Annotated in this window: 19 protein-coding genes; 13 read left to right on the plus strand and 6 right to left on the minus strand. The window is 58.6% G+C overall.

Features of this window, described 5'->3' with window-relative positions; translation table 11 throughout:
• The first annotated feature begins 32 nt into the window (after positions 1-32).
• Complete coding sequence (locus AACL53_RS06210; protein ID WP_339083561.1) at positions 33-896, plus strand: DMT family transporter; 864 nt, start codon at positions 33-35, stop codon at positions 894-896.
• 4 nt (positions 897-900) lie between these two features.
• Here the strand turns inward: AACL53_RS06210 and AACL53_RS06215 are convergent, their stop codons facing one another.
• Entirely contained in the window at positions 901-1,530 is a 630-nt protein-coding gene (locus tag AACL53_RS06215; protein ID WP_339083563.1) for a flavodoxin family protein, read from the minus strand.
• Between the two features lie 506 nt (positions 1,531-2,036).
• Here AACL53_RS06215 and AACL53_RS06220 point away from each other — a divergent pair.
• From AACL53_RS06220 to AACL53_RS06230, 3 genes are all read left to right on the plus strand, one after another.
• Positions 2,037-3,713 carry a formate--tetrahydrofolate ligase gene (locus AACL53_RS06220; RefSeq protein ID WP_339083565.1) on the plus strand — a complete coding sequence of 559 codons (1,677 nt, stop codon included), beginning with the start codon at positions 2,037-2,039 and terminating at the stop codon, positions 3,711-3,713.
• 149 nt (positions 3,714-3,862) lie between these two features.
• Entirely contained in the window at positions 3,863-4,774 is a 912-nt protein-coding gene (gene folD / locus AACL53_RS06225; RefSeq protein ID WP_339083567.1) for a bifunctional methylenetetrahydrofolate dehydrogenase/methenyltetrahydrofolate cyclohydrolase FolD, read from the plus strand.
• Between the two features lie 200 nt (positions 4,775-4,974).
• Positions 4,975-5,943, plus strand: a complete 969-nt coding sequence (locus AACL53_RS06230; protein WP_339083569.1) for a LysR family transcriptional regulator — start codon at positions 4,975-4,977, stop codon at positions 5,941-5,943.
• 17 nt (positions 5,944-5,960) lie between these two features.
• On the opposite strand, the gene AACL53_RS06235 is transcribed toward AACL53_RS06230, so the two are convergent.
• On the minus strand, positions 5,961-6,323 hold the full coding sequence (locus AACL53_RS06235) for a hypothetical protein (protein WP_339083571.1): 363 nt from the start codon (positions 6,321-6,323) through the stop codon (positions 5,961-5,963).
• Positions 6,324-6,333: 10 nt separating this feature from the next.
• On the opposite strand from AACL53_RS06235, the gene AACL53_RS06240 reads away from it, so the two are divergent.
• From AACL53_RS06240 to AACL53_RS06260, 5 genes are all read left to right on the plus strand, one after another.
• Positions 6,334-7,056 carry an ABC transporter permease gene (locus tag AACL53_RS06240; RefSeq protein WP_339083572.1) on the plus strand — a complete coding sequence of 241 codons (723 nt, stop codon included), beginning with the start codon at positions 6,334-6,336 and terminating at the stop codon, positions 7,054-7,056.
• A 1-nt stretch (position 7,057) separates the two neighbouring features.
• Positions 7,058-7,864 (plus strand): ABC transporter ATP-binding protein, encoded by an 807-nt coding sequence (locus AACL53_RS06245; protein ID WP_339083574.1) that lies wholly within the window; start codon positions 7,058-7,060, stop codon positions 7,862-7,864.
• Positions 7,865-7,924: 60 nt separating this feature from the next.
• Positions 7,925-9,070: an ABC transporter substrate-binding protein gene (locus tag AACL53_RS06250; RefSeq protein ID WP_339083576.1), complete on the plus strand. Its 1,146-nt coding sequence runs from the start codon at positions 7,925-7,927 to the stop codon at positions 9,068-9,070.
• A gap of 165 nt (positions 9,071-9,235) precedes the next feature.
• Positions 9,236-10,363 (plus strand): agmatinase family protein, encoded by a 1,128-nt coding sequence (locus tag AACL53_RS06255; RefSeq protein ID WP_339086898.1) that lies wholly within the window; start codon positions 9,236-9,238, stop codon positions 10,361-10,363.
• Positions 10,364-10,374: 11 nt separating this feature from the next.
• On the plus strand, positions 10,375-10,998 hold the full coding sequence (locus AACL53_RS06260; RefSeq protein ID WP_339083578.1) for a HupE/UreJ family protein: 624 nt from the start codon (positions 10,375-10,377) through the stop codon (positions 10,996-10,998).
• 101 nt (positions 10,999-11,099) lie between these two features.
• Here the strand turns inward: AACL53_RS06260 and AACL53_RS06265 are convergent, their stop codons facing one another.
• From AACL53_RS06265 to AACL53_RS06275, 3 genes are read right to left on the minus strand one after another with little or no spacing between them, the layout of a single operon-like run.
• Entirely contained in the window at positions 11,100-11,507 is a 408-nt protein-coding gene (locus tag AACL53_RS06265) for a group II truncated hemoglobin (protein ID WP_339083580.1), read from the minus strand.
• 5 nt (positions 11,508-11,512) lie between these two features.
• Positions 11,513-12,484 carry a nitronate monooxygenase family protein gene (locus AACL53_RS06270; protein WP_339083582.1) on the minus strand — a complete coding sequence of 324 codons (972 nt, stop codon included), beginning with the start codon at positions 12,482-12,484 and terminating at the stop codon, positions 11,513-11,515.
• Between the two features lie 11 nt (positions 12,485-12,495).
• Positions 12,496-12,945: an Rrf2 family transcriptional regulator gene (locus AACL53_RS06275; RefSeq protein ID WP_339083584.1), complete on the minus strand. Its 450-nt coding sequence runs from the start codon at positions 12,943-12,945 to the stop codon at positions 12,496-12,498.
• Between the two features lie 98 nt (positions 12,946-13,043).
• Here AACL53_RS06275 and AACL53_RS06280 point away from each other — a divergent pair, with 98 nt between their 5' ends.
• The 4 genes from AACL53_RS06280 to AACL53_RS06295 all read left to right on the plus strand — a co-directional run bounded on the left by AACL53_RS06280 (position 13,044) and on the right by AACL53_RS06295 (position 15,250).
• Complete coding sequence (locus AACL53_RS06280) at positions 13,044-13,493, plus strand: group III truncated hemoglobin (protein ID WP_339083587.1); 450 nt, start codon at positions 13,044-13,046, stop codon at positions 13,491-13,493.
• Positions 13,494-13,599: 106 nt separating this feature from the next.
• Entirely contained in the window at positions 13,600-14,298 is a 699-nt protein-coding gene (locus AACL53_RS06285) for an RNA polymerase sigma factor (RefSeq protein WP_339083589.1), read from the plus strand.
• A gap of 85 nt (positions 14,299-14,383) precedes the next feature.
• Positions 14,384-14,911, plus strand: a complete 528-nt coding sequence (locus AACL53_RS06290; protein WP_339083591.1) for a DUF4142 domain-containing protein — start codon at positions 14,384-14,386, stop codon at positions 14,909-14,911.
• Positions 14,912-14,923: 12 nt separating this feature from the next.
• The gene (locus AACL53_RS06295) at positions 14,924-15,250 is read left to right on the plus strand and encodes a plastocyanin/azurin family copper-binding protein (protein WP_339083593.1); all 327 of its coding nucleotides are present in this window, start codon (positions 14,924-14,926) and stop codon (positions 15,248-15,250) included.
• Between the two features lie 37 nt (positions 15,251-15,287).
• Here AACL53_RS06295 and AACL53_RS06300 read toward each other — a convergent pair whose 3' ends face one another.
• Positions 15,288-15,641 (minus strand): hypothetical protein, encoded by a 354-nt coding sequence (locus AACL53_RS06300; protein ID WP_339083595.1) that lies wholly within the window; start codon positions 15,639-15,641, stop codon positions 15,288-15,290.
• Between the last annotated feature and the right edge of the window lie 70 nt (positions 15,642-15,711).

Consider the following 15,711-nt stretch of genomic DNA (forward strand, 5'->3'; position numbering starts at 1 on the left):
GGTGATCGTCATGATACGATGTCCTGCATCCGATGAACTCAGTTTTATTCGGCTTGGCGTGCGCAGCAAGTGTCGGGCTCGCGGATTTCATGGCCCGCTTCAGCTCACGCGCGCTCGGCGCGCCGTTGACGTATGCCTTTGTGCTGCTTGTCGGCGTGATGACGTCGTCGGTATGGATCGCCGTCAGCGCCGAGAAGCTCGTTTGGACGCCCGCCGGATGCGGTCTCGCCGTCGTGCACGGTTTGAGCGTCGCCACCATGTGCATGCTCCTCTACGCGGGATTGGCGCGTGGACCGGTTGCGATCGTGGCTCCGATCGTTGCGGCGCATCCGGCCTTCGTGCTCGTCGTCAACGTGGCGATGGGTCTTCGGCCTACATCGTACCAGTGGGCGGCGATGGGCGTCATTATCGTGGGCGGCATCCTCATCGCCAGAAGCGCGGAAGCGCATCCTCAATTTGCGGCGACTGACGGCAAGGAGCTACGCAAGACGGTCCTCATCGCGCTCGGTGCTTGCCTCGCCTACGTCGCCCTCGTTACGACGGGCCAAGCGTCGGCTCAGATGATCGGCGGACTGCAGACGTTGTGGCTTGGCCGATTGAGCGGTTTTCTTCTGGTAGGTGTCATCCTTGCGCTGCAGCGTCGGCGCATGGCCATTCCGCGTGCCTGGATTCCGTTTGTCGGTGCGCAGGGGCTTCTCGAAACGCTCGGATACGTCGCATTTCTTGCGGGCTCGACGACCGCCAGCCCACACATCACAATGGTTGTCGCTTCGACCTTCAGCGTCGTGACCGTTGTGCTGGCGAAGTTCGTCCTGAAGGAACCCGTTAGCGACCAGCAGTGGCTCGCCGTCGCGATGATCGCGGCGGGAACGGCCGTACTTTCCGGATCGGGCTAGCGGCTCATCCCCACACCCGTCCCGAGCGCGGCGTGTCGATTTGATAGTCAGTGGCATGACGAGTAAAGAATTCGCGTCCGAAGCGGCGCGCGGATCCGACCGGATCGCCGGGATCGCGCGTAACCTCACCGCGCGAATTGCCGTAGCCGTGAACAACTCCGACGAAGGTCGAGCGCGTATAACGCGAAAACTCTTGAATCTGGCTGACGATACCACCCGACACCATCGGAAAGGTCTCTTCCGAATTAAGCACTAGTCCGATGCGCTTGTTCTTCATCCCCTCGATAACGTCCGCGGATCGTGGATAGGAAGCCGCGTAGTAGCAGAACGTGCGGTCGAAGAAGGCCTTGAGTTGAGCGGAAACGCCGTACCAGTAAATGGGTGTCGCGGCGATGAAGCCGTCGGCCGGCAAGTAGGATTCAAGGAACACCGGCCCAAATCCATCGTCGATGGCGCATGTGCCGTCGGGTTTGCGGCATTGCCGGCAGTCGTGCAGGAACGATGCCAAAAAATCACTGGCATAAACGAGCTCGGCGTCATGTCCTGCTTCGACGATGCCATCGCGAACGGCCGCCGCAAGAGTGGCCGAGTTTCCGTTCCGTCGCGGACTAGATGACAGAATGAGTGCTCTCATTAATCGGTTCCTCAGAAGAAAGCCGGCAGCGTTGCCGGCCGACAAGAAGGCAGTTTTCGGTTAGCGCGTCGATCGACGGATTGCCAGCAGCGAAAGCTTTCCTTTGGTCTAACGTGTGCGTAAACGCGCGGGGGCTTCGAAGGGCCGGTGGAACGTTAGCAACCGGCTGCCCGTGAGCGATCGTGTGAGCTATCTGCCTGGCGCCGACAGTGAGGTGCTGGCCTTAACCGAGGGCTGGGTTCACGTAGCCTGGATTAATTACGCGCTAAAAATTCAAACTCGACGGGCAGAGAGGGCACCGAACTACGGGTCACGCTGACCGATGCAAGTCCCTAAATGTCGGGAATATTGGCCCCCCCATCGAAAGTTGCTTGGAGGGAACGAAAGTTTCGTGATAGTAGACGTTCCCGGAAAGTGGAGTCGCGCAAATCGCCGCCAATTCGGACAGCGGGCCTTCGCCTGCGCGGATTGCTCAGTGTTTTCGCGTCCTGAGGGGAAGCATCAGCATGTCCGTGAAGTCCGATATCGAAATTGCACGCGAAGCAAAGATTAAGCCCATCGCGGAGGTTGCCGCCAAGGTCGGCGTTCCATCGCACGCACTCATTCCTTATGGGTGGACCAAGGCCAAAATTTCGTCCGACTATCTCAAAGACATTGAAAGTTTCAGCGACGGCAAGGTCATCCTTGTAACCGCCATCAGTCCGACGCCGGCGGGCGAGGGCAAGACGACGACGACCGTCGGTCTCAGCGACGGCTTGAACCACATCGGCAAGAAGGCGATCGCGGCGCTGCGCGAACCGTCGCTCGGGCCATGCTTCGGCGTCAAGGGCGGCGCGGCGGGCGGCGGCTACGCCCAGGTCGTGCCGATGGAGGACATCAACCTCCACTTCACCGGCGACTTCCATGCGATCACGAGCGCCCACAATCTGCTGTCGGCGTTGATCGACAACCACATCTACTGGGGCAACGCGCTGGGCATCGACCAGCGGCGCATCGGCTGGAAGCGCGTGCTCGACATGAACGATCGCGCGCTGCGCTCGATCGTCAATTCCTTGGGCGGTGTTTCGAACGGCTTCCCGCGCGAGGACGGCTTCGATATCACCGTCGCCTCCGAGGTCATGGCGATCCTCTGCCTGTCGAAGGATCTGAAGGATCTCGAGAACCGTCTCGGCAACATCGTCGTCGCCTACACGCGCGATAAGAAGCCGATCCGCGCTCGCGACTTGAAGGCCGACGGCGCCATGACGGTGCTCTTGAAGGACGCCTTGCAGCCGAACCTGGTGCAGACGCTCGAGAACAACCCGGTGTTCATCCACGGCGGTCCGTTCGCCAACATCGCGCATGGCTGCAACTCGGTGCTGGCGACGAAAACGGCGATGAAACTTGCCGATTACGTCGTGACCGAAGCCGGTTTCGGCGCCGACTTGGGTGCCGAGAAGTTCTTCGACATCAAGTGCCGCAAGGCCGGCATCGCGCCGTCCGTCGTCGTCATCGTCGCCACCGTCCGCGCGCTGAAGATGCACGGCGGCATCGCCAAGGATGATCTCAAGGCCGAGAACGCGGCAGCGGTCGCCAAGGGCTGCGAAAACCTCAAGCGGCACATCGAGAACGTCAACAAGTTCGGCGTGCCGGCGGTCGTCGCGGTCAACAAGTTCATCACCGACACCGACGCTGAAATCGCCGAGGTTCAGAAAGCGGCCGAAAGCATGGGCACGAAGGCGTTCCTGTGCACGCACTGGGCCGATGGCGGCAAGGGCACGGAGGGGCTGGCGCATCACGTCGTCAAGGTGATCGACGAAGGCAAGGCGAACTTCAAGCCGCTCTATCCCGACGACATGAAGCTGCGCGACAAGGTGAAGACGATCGCGACGGAAATCTATCGCGCCGCCGACATCTCCTGCGATGCGAGCGTCGAAAATCAGTTCAAGGATCTGGAAGCCGCGGGCTTCGGGCACTTCCCGGTGTGCATGGCGAAGACGCAGTACTCGTTCTCGACCGACGCCTCGAAGCGCGGCGCGCCGACGGGCCACATCGTGCCGATCCGCGAGCTCAGACTCTCCGCCGGCGCCGAGTTCATCGTCGTCGTCACGGGTGAGATCATGACGATGCCGGGCCTGCCGAAGGTTCCATCCGCCGACTCGATCCGCCTCGACGACAAGGGCCAGATCCAGGGACTGTTCTAACAGTAGCCGCTGGCGGCTCTCCCAGTTGGGAGTCGCCGGCGCCAACAAAATATGATGCGCCGGACGCGCTCGAAATGCCTCGATCAAATTTCTACCAACGCGTTCGAGGAGTCTTCTGAGAGCGCAGCAACACTTCAGCGAGCAACACAATGACAGCCAAAATTATCGACGGTAAGGCCGTGGCAGCTGGTGTTCGTCAAGAGTGCCGGCAACGGGTTGACGTTCTCAAAAAGAAATTTGGTGTGTCACCGGGCCTTGCCGTCATCATGGTCGGAGAAGACCCGGCGTCGGCCGTGTATGTGCGAAAGAAAATACAGGCCTGCGCTGACGTCGGCATCGATTCTCGCAAGTTTCTGTTTCCGGCCGACGTAGAGCAGTCAGCCGTCATCGACAAAATTGCAGAGCTCAGCGCCAACCCGTCGATCAACGGAATCCTGGTGCAGCTGCCACTGCCGAAACATTTCGACGTCAAGGCGGTGCTCGGCGCCATCGATCAGGAGAAGGATGTCGACGGTTTTCATCTCTACAACGTCGGTGGCTTGGTCATCGGCGATACGGTGTTCCCGCCGTGCACGCCTTACGGCGTCATGCTGATGCTCGATAGTGCGGGCGTCGAGGTTTCCGGTCGCAACGCGGTCGTTGTCGGTGCGAGCAACATTGTCGGCAAGCCGATGGCGCTGATGTTGATGCAGCGCGAGGCGACGGTTTCGGTTTGTCACGCGAAGACACGCGATCTCGCACAATTCACCATTCTTGCCGACATTCTGATCGTGGCGGCGGGGTATCCCAATCTCATAACGGCGCCGATGGTCAAGTCGGGCGCGGTCGTCATCGATGTCGGCATCAATCGCCTGGCGAACGGTCAGCTGGTGGGTGATTGCGATTTTGAAGGTGTGAGCCGACGCGCATCGATGATCACGCCCGTTCCGGGCGGTGTCGGCCCCATGACGGTGACCATGCTGCTCGTCAACACGATCAACTCGGCCGAGCGCTCTCTGAATGCCGCCGGTCATCAGCCTATGCTTGGCCGTTCCACTTGTGCTGCGACATCGGGCGTTTGAGCTAAGCGCGCCAAACATGGCCGCGTAAATACCTGAGCGGGCGCATGCGATCACGCGCCTTCGGCGAGGGCCACACTGCTCTGCACAAACATTCGTCTTCAGCCTAAGCTTGCAACTCGCCGTCGAAGTCACTTAGTGTTCCTGTGGGGAAGGCCATCTTTCCGCGCGCGATCTTTTGGGTGTTCTTACCGCGGTGCAATATGTCTTCGAACAACACTCGGCACGATGATTTTTTCCGGAATCTCGATTGGAATCTATTCAAGATCTTCTGCATCATTGCTGAAACCGGCGGCGTCACAGCGGCGGCGGAGCTTTTGCGTCGCAAGCAACCCTCCATAAGTCTCGCACTGCAGCGTCTCGAAGGTCATCTCAATGTGCGTCTCTGCGAACGCGGCCCGAGCGGTTTCGAGCTGACCGACGAGGGCCGGGCGCTCGCCAACACATGCATGAAGCTGAAGTCGCTGATTCGCGGCATTCCGGATGCGATGGCTGACACGCTCAACACTGTCAGCGGCCCAGTGCGCATCAAAATGATCAGCAATGTCGTCAGCGAAATTCTCGATGACGTCATCATGTCGTTTCACAGGAAGTGTCCGAATGTCGAACTGATCGTCGATGTGGCCAGCTGGTCGGATGTCATCAATGCGCTGCTTCGGAAGGAGATCGACATCGGCGTCGCGCCATCGCGCAGCAAACGCGCCGACCTCATCTATCATCCGTTGTTTCGCGAGACGCATCGTCCCTATTGCGGGCGCGGTCATCGCCTCTATGGTCAGAAAATTCTCGATCCTAAAGCACTGGCGCAAGAACCTTTCATCCTGACAGGCGCCGATGAACCCGACCAGCTCTCAGATTTTCGGCTCAAATACGGAATTGGGCAAAAGGTTTCTGGAATTTCTCAGCATCTCGAAGAGGCGCGCCGACTGGCAATCCTGGGAGTTGGGCTTTGCTTCCTACCCGATGGTTATGCAGCACCCGATGTTTCCTCGGGCCGACTGTGGCCGCTGCTAGGCAGGCGCAACGCGCCGGCCATGGAGATATTTATCATCTCGAATCCAGACCGGCCTTGGCACACGGCGCACATCTTGTTCATCGAAGAGTTGAAAGCGATAATCTGCGAAGCAAAGCGGGTTCGCTCACTCGTCAGCGCTGACGACGCGATTGACTAGCTAAAGTCCAGGCCGATCTACGCCGGATTCAAATAGGCACGCGGATTGAGTGCGCAGCCAGTGCTAGATCGCGTTCGCGCTGCAGCATAGGTGCTGTCAATGCTTTCCATTTGAATTTTGGACGTTTTATAAAACAGTCCTGCGCCGTTACCTTCCTCACGACAACTTAGATCGAGCAAAACATAGATTTTGCAGACTTTGTCGGGAGGTAGAGCCTTGGAAGGTGCGATGTCGAAATCGCGCGACGCTTCGTCTTTCTCGCAACAAAATTTGCCGAGTGGGAACACCGAAGCCGCGCCAATATATATTCCGCCGAAAGAAAGATTCCTCGAATTTCGAAGGCAGCCGAGCGCGCAGCGGGCTTCGGTGTTGGCGTGCATCGGAGCGTTGTTGTTCCTTGGTGTGTGGGAGTTCGGCCACTATCTGACGCCGGCATCGGCCCGCAAGTTCTTTCCGTCCATCGGCGAGGTGGGCTCCGCCCTTTATGTCTTGTTCGCCGAGCGCAACTTCCTGCATGACGTCTCGGTGAGCTGTTGGCGAATTTTCGTCAGCTTCCTGGCAGCTTCCGCGATTGCTGTGCCGATCGGCATTCTGATGGGAAGTTTCGGCAACGTTCGCGCTCTCTTGAATCCGACGCTGACGGCCTGGCGATATCTGCCTGCCGCTTCGTTCATTCCGCTCCTCCTCGTTTGGTTTGGTCCGACCGATCAAGCGAAGATTGCGCTGCTCTTCATCGGCGTCATCTTCTTCCTGATCTCGCTGGTGCTGGACAATACGACCGCCATCCAGAAGGAGTTTGTGGAAGCTGGACTGACGATGGGCGCATCACGCCGCACCATTCTCACAGGCATCGTGGTGCCGGCAGCTCTTCCAGCGATCTTCGATTCCATGCGCAACATGGTTGCGGTGAGCTGGACGTATCTCGTCATCGCCGAAATCGTCGGAGCGCAGGATGGCATTGGCGCCGTGATGATGCGTGCCGGACGTTTTCTCAACGTCGACGTGATCATGGCGGGCATCGTTACCATCGGTGCACTGGGGCTTCTCACAGATCTCATTTTCCGGGGCATTTGCCGCGCGCTGTTCCCGTGGAACGTCGAGCGGAGGTCGTAACATGAACATCGTCGCAAAGGATTTTACGCCGGTGACAACCGTTCCACCCCTCAAGGCGTCCCGCATCAGCAAGGAGTATCTGGGCGGGTCGTTCAAGGCGCTCGACGACGTGTCGTTCGAGCTGCAGGAGAACCAAATCACAGCGTTCGTCGGGCCGTCAGGGTGCGGAAAGACGACGATGCTGCGGATCATCGCGGGGCTCGAATATCCCACACGCGGACGGCTGGAAGTTTTCGGCAAGAACGTGCAGGGACCTGGTCCCGATCGCGGCATGATCTTCCAAGCCTATACGTCGTTCCCCTGGCTCACCGCCATGCAGAACGTCGAATACGGCATGAAAATTCTCAAGGTTCCGGCTGCAGAACGCCGCGAACGCACGATGAATTTTCTCAAGCTCGTACATCTCGAGAAGTTTGCGGACACCTATCCGCGCAGTTTGTCCGGAGGCATGAAGCAACGCGTCGCTCTCGCTCGAACGCTGGCGCAGAACCCGGCGATCATCCTGATGGATGAGCCTTTCGGCGCGTTGGACGCACAGGTGCGTTGGGAGATGCAGGAACTCATGATCGAGTTGATCGAGCGTGAGAAGAAGACGGTCGTCGCAATCACGCACGACATCGAGGAAGCCATCTATCTGGCTGATCGCATCATTTTCTTCAGCCGGCAGCCAGGCCGCATCAAAGCCGATATTCCGCTCACTTTCAAAGGCGGACGGCGCATCAAGCAGAAAGAAGAGCTGCTGGAACTGCCGGGGTATGCGGAGCTCGAGCGTCAGCTCTTTGCGATGATGCGCGAGGAAATCAAATAGCCAATCAGCTTCGACGACGTGAATCCAAAGGATCGAAGATCGTTCAGGAGACGGCATAAAATGAAAAACAAGTCGTTTACGAACACGTTTCTCGCTCTCGGGTTGCTGGCGACTGCGGCGCCAGTGGCCGCGCCTCGGGCGAGCGCAGCAGAAAAAGTCAGCGTGGCGATCATATCGTTCTCGCCTTATGCGCCCTGGTACATCGTCAAGGCGAAAGGCCTCGCCAAGGATATCGATCTCGACGTCAAAATCATTGAGGGCATAACCGAAAAGAATGCGGCCATTACGTCAGGCCAGGTCCAATGCATGAACAACACCATGGACAGCATGGTGTTGGCGCGCGCGGGCGACCTGCCGGTCAAGGTCGTCGCGTTCTCGGATATGTCCTACGGCCTCGACAAGATGGTGGTCACGAAGGACATCAATTCTGTTGAAGATTTCAAGGGTAAGAAGTTTGGCGCCGACTACGGATTTCTCAATCATATGTGGATGCTGCTGACCCTCAAGAGGGCCGGCATCGACATGAAGGAGCTGCACCACGCGGTCATGCTTCCCCAGGAAAGCGCTGCTGCTTTCGCCAGCGGCGGCACGGACATCGACGTCAACTACGATCCGTTCGCCGCCCAATCCTTGAAGCGCGATGGAGCCAAGATATTCAAATCGAGCCTTACGGATCGCACTTGGGAACGCGGGCTCATATCCGATGCCATCGCCTGCAACGAAGCATGGCTCGCCGAGAAGCCGGCGGTCGCCAAGGAGCTGCTTCGCGCGTGGTTCGAGGCGGTCAACTGGTGGAAGGAGAACCCGGAGGAAGGTGATGCGATCGTCGCCGCCGGTCTTTCGTGGCCCGTTGCCGACGTGAAGCTCAATCAGTACGGCGCGATCATGCTCAACATCAACCAGAACATGGGTGCACTTGGCCTGCAGGGCGGCAAACCTCTTTGCGAAAGCCTGCCTGAGGAAGCTCCTCGCGCTCCTGATGGCAAAGGCTGGGGTTCGCTGTTTAACGGGCCCGATTGCGCTGCCGGTTATGCGGAAGCGACCTGGGATCTATTCAGCGACACGTATCTCGCCGCCGGCGTTTCCCAGAAGAAGGTGAAATCGCGCGAGGCGTTCGATTCATCGATCCTCTCCGCGCTCGCGGCGGACGGCTTTGCGGCCAAGTACCCGTCGAACAAATGGATCGGCCGGCTCGGTCCTCAGTAGTGACGGCAGGACCCATCAACTCCGCGATTGTCTGCATAACTAAACAGTAAAGGTCATTCCGAAATGGCGCGCAGTCCTAAAGATCACGATCACGACCATCCCCATACGCATCGTCACGGCCACTCGCATGGCGTCCGGCGCGAAGATACGCATGGCGCGAAGAGCATGGAGACGTTGTCTCGCATCTCCCAGATCAAGCAGGGCGAAGAAGTGTCTCGATCACTTCAGTATGGGCTTGAGGCGGCCTCATCCGTCGTCGATCGCAACATCTCGTTGTTCAGCCGTGGCCATCAGCCGGCGTTCGCCGGGATCAATACCTTCATGAAGGCGCCGTACTGCGAGGACATCCGCAAGATCGGCGACTACCAGGCGGCTTTTGTCGGCGCGCCATTCGACTCGGCGACGACCTACAGGCCCGGTACGCGCTTTGGGCCGCAAGCGGTTCGCCGGATCTCGGCGCTCTACGACGGCTACTGGTTCGACGGCGGTGTCGATATCTATGAGGAACTCGATCTTTGCGATGCCGGCGACATCTTCGTCATTCCGGGCAACATCGAGAAGACGTTCGACCAGGTGACGAAGGCCGTTTCGCACATTTACACGTCGGGCGTCTTCCCGATCATCTGCGGCGGCGATCACAGCTTGGGCTTCCCCAACGTGCGGGGCATTGCTCCGCACATCGACGGCAACGTCGGCATCATCCACATCGACCGGCACATCGATATCCAAGAGAAGGATATGGATGAGCGCATGCATACGACGCCTTGGTTCTGGACGACGAACGAGGGAACGCACGCCTCGCATCGCGACCATAGCCACATGCACGATGTCGGTTTGCCCAACTGCCATCCGAAGAATCTCGTGCAGATCGGCATCGGCGGCTGGTACGGCAATCGTCCGGGAACGGCGGTTGCGAAGCGCCGCGGAACGAGCGTGCTGACGATGCACGACGTGCAGCATTTCGGCCCGAAGAAGGCCGCCGAAATTGCGCTCGAGATGGCCTGGGAAGGCTGCAAGGCGGTCTACCTGTCGTTCGATATCGACTCGATCGATCCGGGGTTTGCACCCGGCACCGGTTCGCCGGAGCCCGGCGGGCTGCTGCCGCGCGAAGCTTTCGAGATGATTCATACGATAGCAGCGGAAGGCCTATGCGGCATGGAAGTCGTCGAGGTGTCGCCGCCGTACGACGTCAACGACAACACCGCGCAGCTCGCCTGCCGGGTCGTGCTCGATGTGCTTGGAACTCTGGTGGCGAATGGCAAGCTCGGCCATCGCAGCAAAGTCATGAAATAGGAGGGCGTACGATGAGACATTCACGCGTGCAAAACGTTCTAAAGGCCATCGGCGCGGGCTCGATCCTGATGGTGGTTGCGGCCGCTCCAGCCTCGGCTCACGTCGGGCTCGGTGCGGTCCACACGTTCAGTCAGGGCTTTCTGCATCCGATGAGCGGCATCGACCATATCATCGCAATGGTGGCCGTCGGTTTCTTTGCAATGAACGTGGGAGGGGCAGGGCGCTGGCTCGTGCCTACGGCATTCGTCGCGGCGATGATGTTTGGCGGCTGGCTCGGCTATGAGGGTTGGCCGCTGCCAATGGTCGAACAAGGTATCGGCTTGTCCGTCGTTGCCTTGAGCTTGGCAGTGGCCGTCGGCGTTCGACCGCCGACCGTCATTGCGATGGCGGCGGTTGGGCTGTTCGCTGTTTTCCATGGTCACGCTCATGGTAACGAGGGAGCTGGGCTCGGCTTCGCATTCCTTCCCTATGCTGCGGGATTCGTTGTCGCGACGGCGCTCCTGCACATTTCGGGAATGGCCTCGAGCGTCTGTCTCGATCAGCTGAAGCCATCGCTCGCGCTAGCGCTCAAGAGAGCAACAGGTGTAATCGGCGCGGTGGCGGGCGCGTCTCTGCTTCTCGGGTTGATGAGCTGAGACGGCATTCAAAACGAGGCAAGTCTCGATGGAGACTTGCCTCATTTTCAATAGTGGCCACGGCCGCGTGGGCGGTCGTTTTTATTTTTTGAGGACTGGCCTCAGGGCATGCACCTCATTTTTGCACTCTGATTTTCGAGCGCGTTCGCTACAACGCGAAAATGTTTCATCAACGTGGCTCCGATGTCGGGCGCTATTCCGACCCGATCAATCGCTTTCGACATGCAGAGAAGCCAGACGTCTTTTTCCGCAGTTCCGATTTCGACGTGGCGGTGCATTTCGCGAACATCGGAGTGACCGTATTTTTCGACATAGAGTTTCGGCCCGCCCAAGAAGCCGGAAAGGAAATTGAACTGCTCAATTCGCGAATGTGCAACGCCGTGTCCTCTGAGATGCAGCAGGTGTAAAATTTCGCCTTCCGGTTCCGTTTCCACAATGTCGTAGAAGACGTCGACGAGCTTCTGTACCCGGCTTGCGCCTCCCATCTGTTCGTACAGCGATACAACCATCGATCTCATCCCAGTTGCTTTGATTTCGACCGCAGAAGCTCCTCCGCTTCACGCACGATACGTTCGATGATATTCGACGCCGGCTCGATGTCGTGGATCAAACCGACGACTTCGCCCACGAAGGTGTTGCTGTCCTCCGGATCGCCATCGGCCCATGCTTTGCGATATTTGGCAGCCTCTTGGTCGGCAACGGTCAGCAGTTCCGGCTCACGCCCATGCCAACGTTCGATGAACCGGTTCTTGAGCACCCGAGCGGTGTATCGCGAGGGCCAATTCAGTTTGCGGGCCAGATCCATGACTTGCGAGCGAATGGTATCGTCGCCAGTTGCCGCTAGCGCGGCGGCGTGCATGCGTTGACCGACATTGGCTTCTTGCGAAGCCCAAAGTCGCGAGCCGATCAGAACGCCGTCGGCACCCAACATGAGCGCCGCCGCTAGTCCTCGTCCATCTCCAATGCCGCCAGCCGCGCATAGAAGTGTGTCCGGCGATTCTTTTGCAATCAAATCCGCGACTTCAGGCACAAGGCTGAACGTCCCGCGCCTTTCCCCGTGACCGCCAGCTTCCGAACCCTGCGCGACGATGACGTCGGCGCCGCACGCGAGTGCCCTTTCAGCATCGCGGCGCGCCTGGATTTGACAGATCAACGTGACGCCGCGTTCTTTGATGCGGTTTGCGAGCGGCGCCGGATCGTCGAAAGAGAGAAAGATCGCCGTTGGATTTTTGCTGAGGACCAGATCGAGTAGCGCCGGTTGTTTGCGCAAGGACCAAGTGATGAAGCCGCATCCGACCCGTTGATTTCCGGTGGCGCGGAACTCTTCGGTGATCCAGTCCGCATCGCCATATCCGCCACCGATGAGGCCGAGACCTCCGGCTGCCGAGACAGTCGCAGCGAGGCGTCCACCGGCTGCAAATGCCATTGGCGCGGAGATAATCGGGTGGCGCAACTTTAGCCGTTCAGTCAGGCGTGTTTTGAGCACTGTCGTATCCTCTATCGGCGGTCGATTTGATCAGCGTTGCCGAGAACGCCGAGGAGAGCCTTGCGGTTAGCGACGATGTCGGCCAGCGTCCAGTCGTCGAGGACCTCAAAATAGGCCTCCAACGCGCGGCGAAGGACGCGCTTCAAGCGACACACATCAGAAATGAGGCAGGTATTCCCGGCGCCGAAGCATTCGACGAGCTCGAAGTCCTCTTCGACCGCACGAACAACTTCGCCTAGCGTCACTTCGCCCGACGGTTTGCCGAGGCGTAGTCCGCCACCTCGACCCCGCTGCGTTTCGACGAAGCCGAGCTGGCCCAGCCGATGCACGACCTTCATCAGATGATTTGAAGAAATCCCATACGCATCAGCGATCTCGTCAATCGTCGCAAGCCTGTCCGGATTGGTTCCAAGGTACATGAGGACGCGTAGTGAATAGTCAGCCAAAGCGGTCAGTCGCATGGGGTTTCCGCGATAAAAAGAGAGGGTCGACATTGCCCGCTTGACGAAAGATGTATGCATCATACATCTTATAGAACAATTCGCGCAAGGTATCTGTTATGCAACGACCACCACATCCGAAGGCGCCCGGGCTCAATGCCGGTGTCGACGAGGAGATGATCGGTATGCTCGTCGATCGCTTTTATGCGGCTGTTCGCCGTGACGAAGTTCTTGGACCGGTATTCGAGGCGCGCATCAAAGATTGGGATGATCATCTCGTAAAGTTGCGGGCGTTCTGGTCGTCGGTCGTTCTGATGACGGGGAGCTATAAAGGGCGGCCGATGCCCGCGCATCTCGCCATCGAGGAAATCTCCAAAGCGCATTTCGCGCGATGGCTCGATCTCTTTGGCAAGACAGCGACGGCCGTTTGTCCGCCTACTGCGGCTTCACTCTTCGTTGATCGGGCTGCGCGGATCGCCGAGTCGCTGCAGATGGGCATAAGCTTACATCGGGGCGACGATTCCGTTCTCCACATGCCGCGAGAACGCGCTGCACAAACTTCAGAATGAGGTAACGCCGTTCACGCCGTCGAGAATTGCTTCGGGCCCCGGGAACCTTTGCAAATCCGGGCCATCTAATCTCTGATATGTTGTCGAACGTACGGAGATGTCGCTGATGGTCCTATCGCATGTCGAGGACGGCAGGGGGGACGACGGGGAAGCCGATCTTATTCGCCGCGCCGTGGGACGAGACGAATCCGCAATACGTGCCATCGTCCAGGCGAACAACCGCCGTCTCTACCGCGTCGCGCGGAGTGTCGTGCGCGACGACGGCGCAGCCGAGGATGTTCTGCAGGAGAGCTATCTTCGCGCATTTTCGGCCCTACCGGAATTCCGCGGGGGATCGTCTCTTTCGACGTGGCTGACACGCATCGTCCTGAACCAGGCTTTGCAGCATCTTCGCCGCCGCTCCGAAATTCCAAGTTCGGCGATCGATCCTCCCCACGCCCGAGCCCAAGGCGAGGTCATTCCGTTCCCGCTATCCGGTCATCCATCCATAGATCCCGAGCGCACCATGGCTCAAAGAGAACTCTGTCATCTACTGGAACGGGCGATCGACGAACTTCCGGAAGATTTTCGCACTGTTCTCATCGCGCGCGTCATAGAGGAAATGAGCATAGAGGAGACCGCTGAGCTGTTGGGGCTTCGCACCGAGACGGTGAAAACAAGGCTGCATCGCGCCCGCCGTCTTCTAAAGTCCGCACTTGCCGAACATATGGACTCGCTCTTCAGCGATGTTTTTCCGTTCCAAGGCAAGCGCTGCGAGAGACTTACAAATACCGTCATCAAACAACTCCTGCCAGGCTCCCGATAACGGGAACCTTTGTCAAAGGATGGCATCAAATCCTTCGTGACGTCGACATGCCACTCACGGCGAGACAGTCCCGGAGGTTTTCAAGATGCGAATGATTGAGATCAGCGGCATCGCCGCAGCTATCGTATTAGCGGCGGCGGCGGCGCCCGTTCATGGAGCCGACAAGCCATCAGACGCGCAGATCGCTCACATCGCCTATACGGCCGGCGACCTCGATATCAAAGCAGCCCAGCTGGCATTGAAGAAATCCAAAAACGCGGACGTTCGCGCGTTTGCGAGCGACATGGTGCGGGACCACCAAGCTGTGAACGATAAGGCTCTGGCTCTTGTGAAGAAGCTCGGCGTCACGCCCGAAGACAACGACACCAGCAAAGGTCTGGTTGAACAATCGGGTGAAAAGCAGGTGGAACTGGCGAAGCTATCGGGTCCGGACTTCGACAAGAGTTACGTCGACAACGAAGTCGCGTATCACAAGACTGTCAACGGTGCGCTTCAATCCACCCTCATTCCGTCGGCGGATAACGGTGAACTCAAGAGCCTGCTACAGACCGGCCTCAAAATATTCACCGGCCACATGGAGCACGCAGAGCACCTCGCGAATACGCTTCATTGAAAGGAGTATCTTATGCGGTCCGTTTGGCGCCGTGCGGCCTTGATTGTCTTGGCGCAAGCTTTGGCCGTACCGGCGCCGGCGGGAGAGGTTGTGCAAGTCAAGATCAATGATCTCGCATTTGTTCCCGCAGAGATCACGGTGAAGGTCGGCGACAAAATTGAGTGGGTGAACGAGGATTTCATCGATCACACCGCAACCGCGAAGAGTGGAGAGTGGGATGTCATGGTTCCGGCTGGAAAGTCGGGGCAGGTGCCGCTCGATCACGCTGCGACGATCACATATTTCTGTCGTGTCCATCCCGGGATGACAGGAACGATACAAGTCAGCGCCGATCGGTGAAGAGGATGGCTCGCGGTGCTCAGACCTTGCTCACGGCTCATTGCTTCTCAGGGATAGGCAAGCACTCCATCACTTCCACCCGATCGCCCGGGAAAATCATGAAATGCGGGTGGTTGAGAAACAATTCGGCGGCTTCTTGCTGCGAATTCGCTTTCACAAGCGTCCATGCACCCAATTCGTTGCGCGTATCAGAAACGCCGTTCTTGTCCGTACGCTTCGTTTTGCCGAGTGGGGAACCCATTTCCGCGATCGCGTCTTTGTGGTCTGAGACCCATTTGTGCCAGGCCTCGATGCCGGCCTTCCCCCGCTGCTCGCGCTCTGCTTCCGGTAGTTTTTTCCACGCGTCCATCGCTTCCGCACTGCCGAGGAATATGGCGAGAAAGGTTTTCATATCGACACTCCAATGATTGGATTTCGGTGCGGATGTTCAGGCATCTATCGATCCGTCGAACATCCGCTGT

It is taken from the genome of Hyphomicrobium sp. ghe19 (assembly GCF_902712875.1).
Classification (GTDB): Bacteria; Pseudomonadota; Alphaproteobacteria; order Rhizobiales; family Hyphomicrobiaceae; genus Hyphomicrobium_B.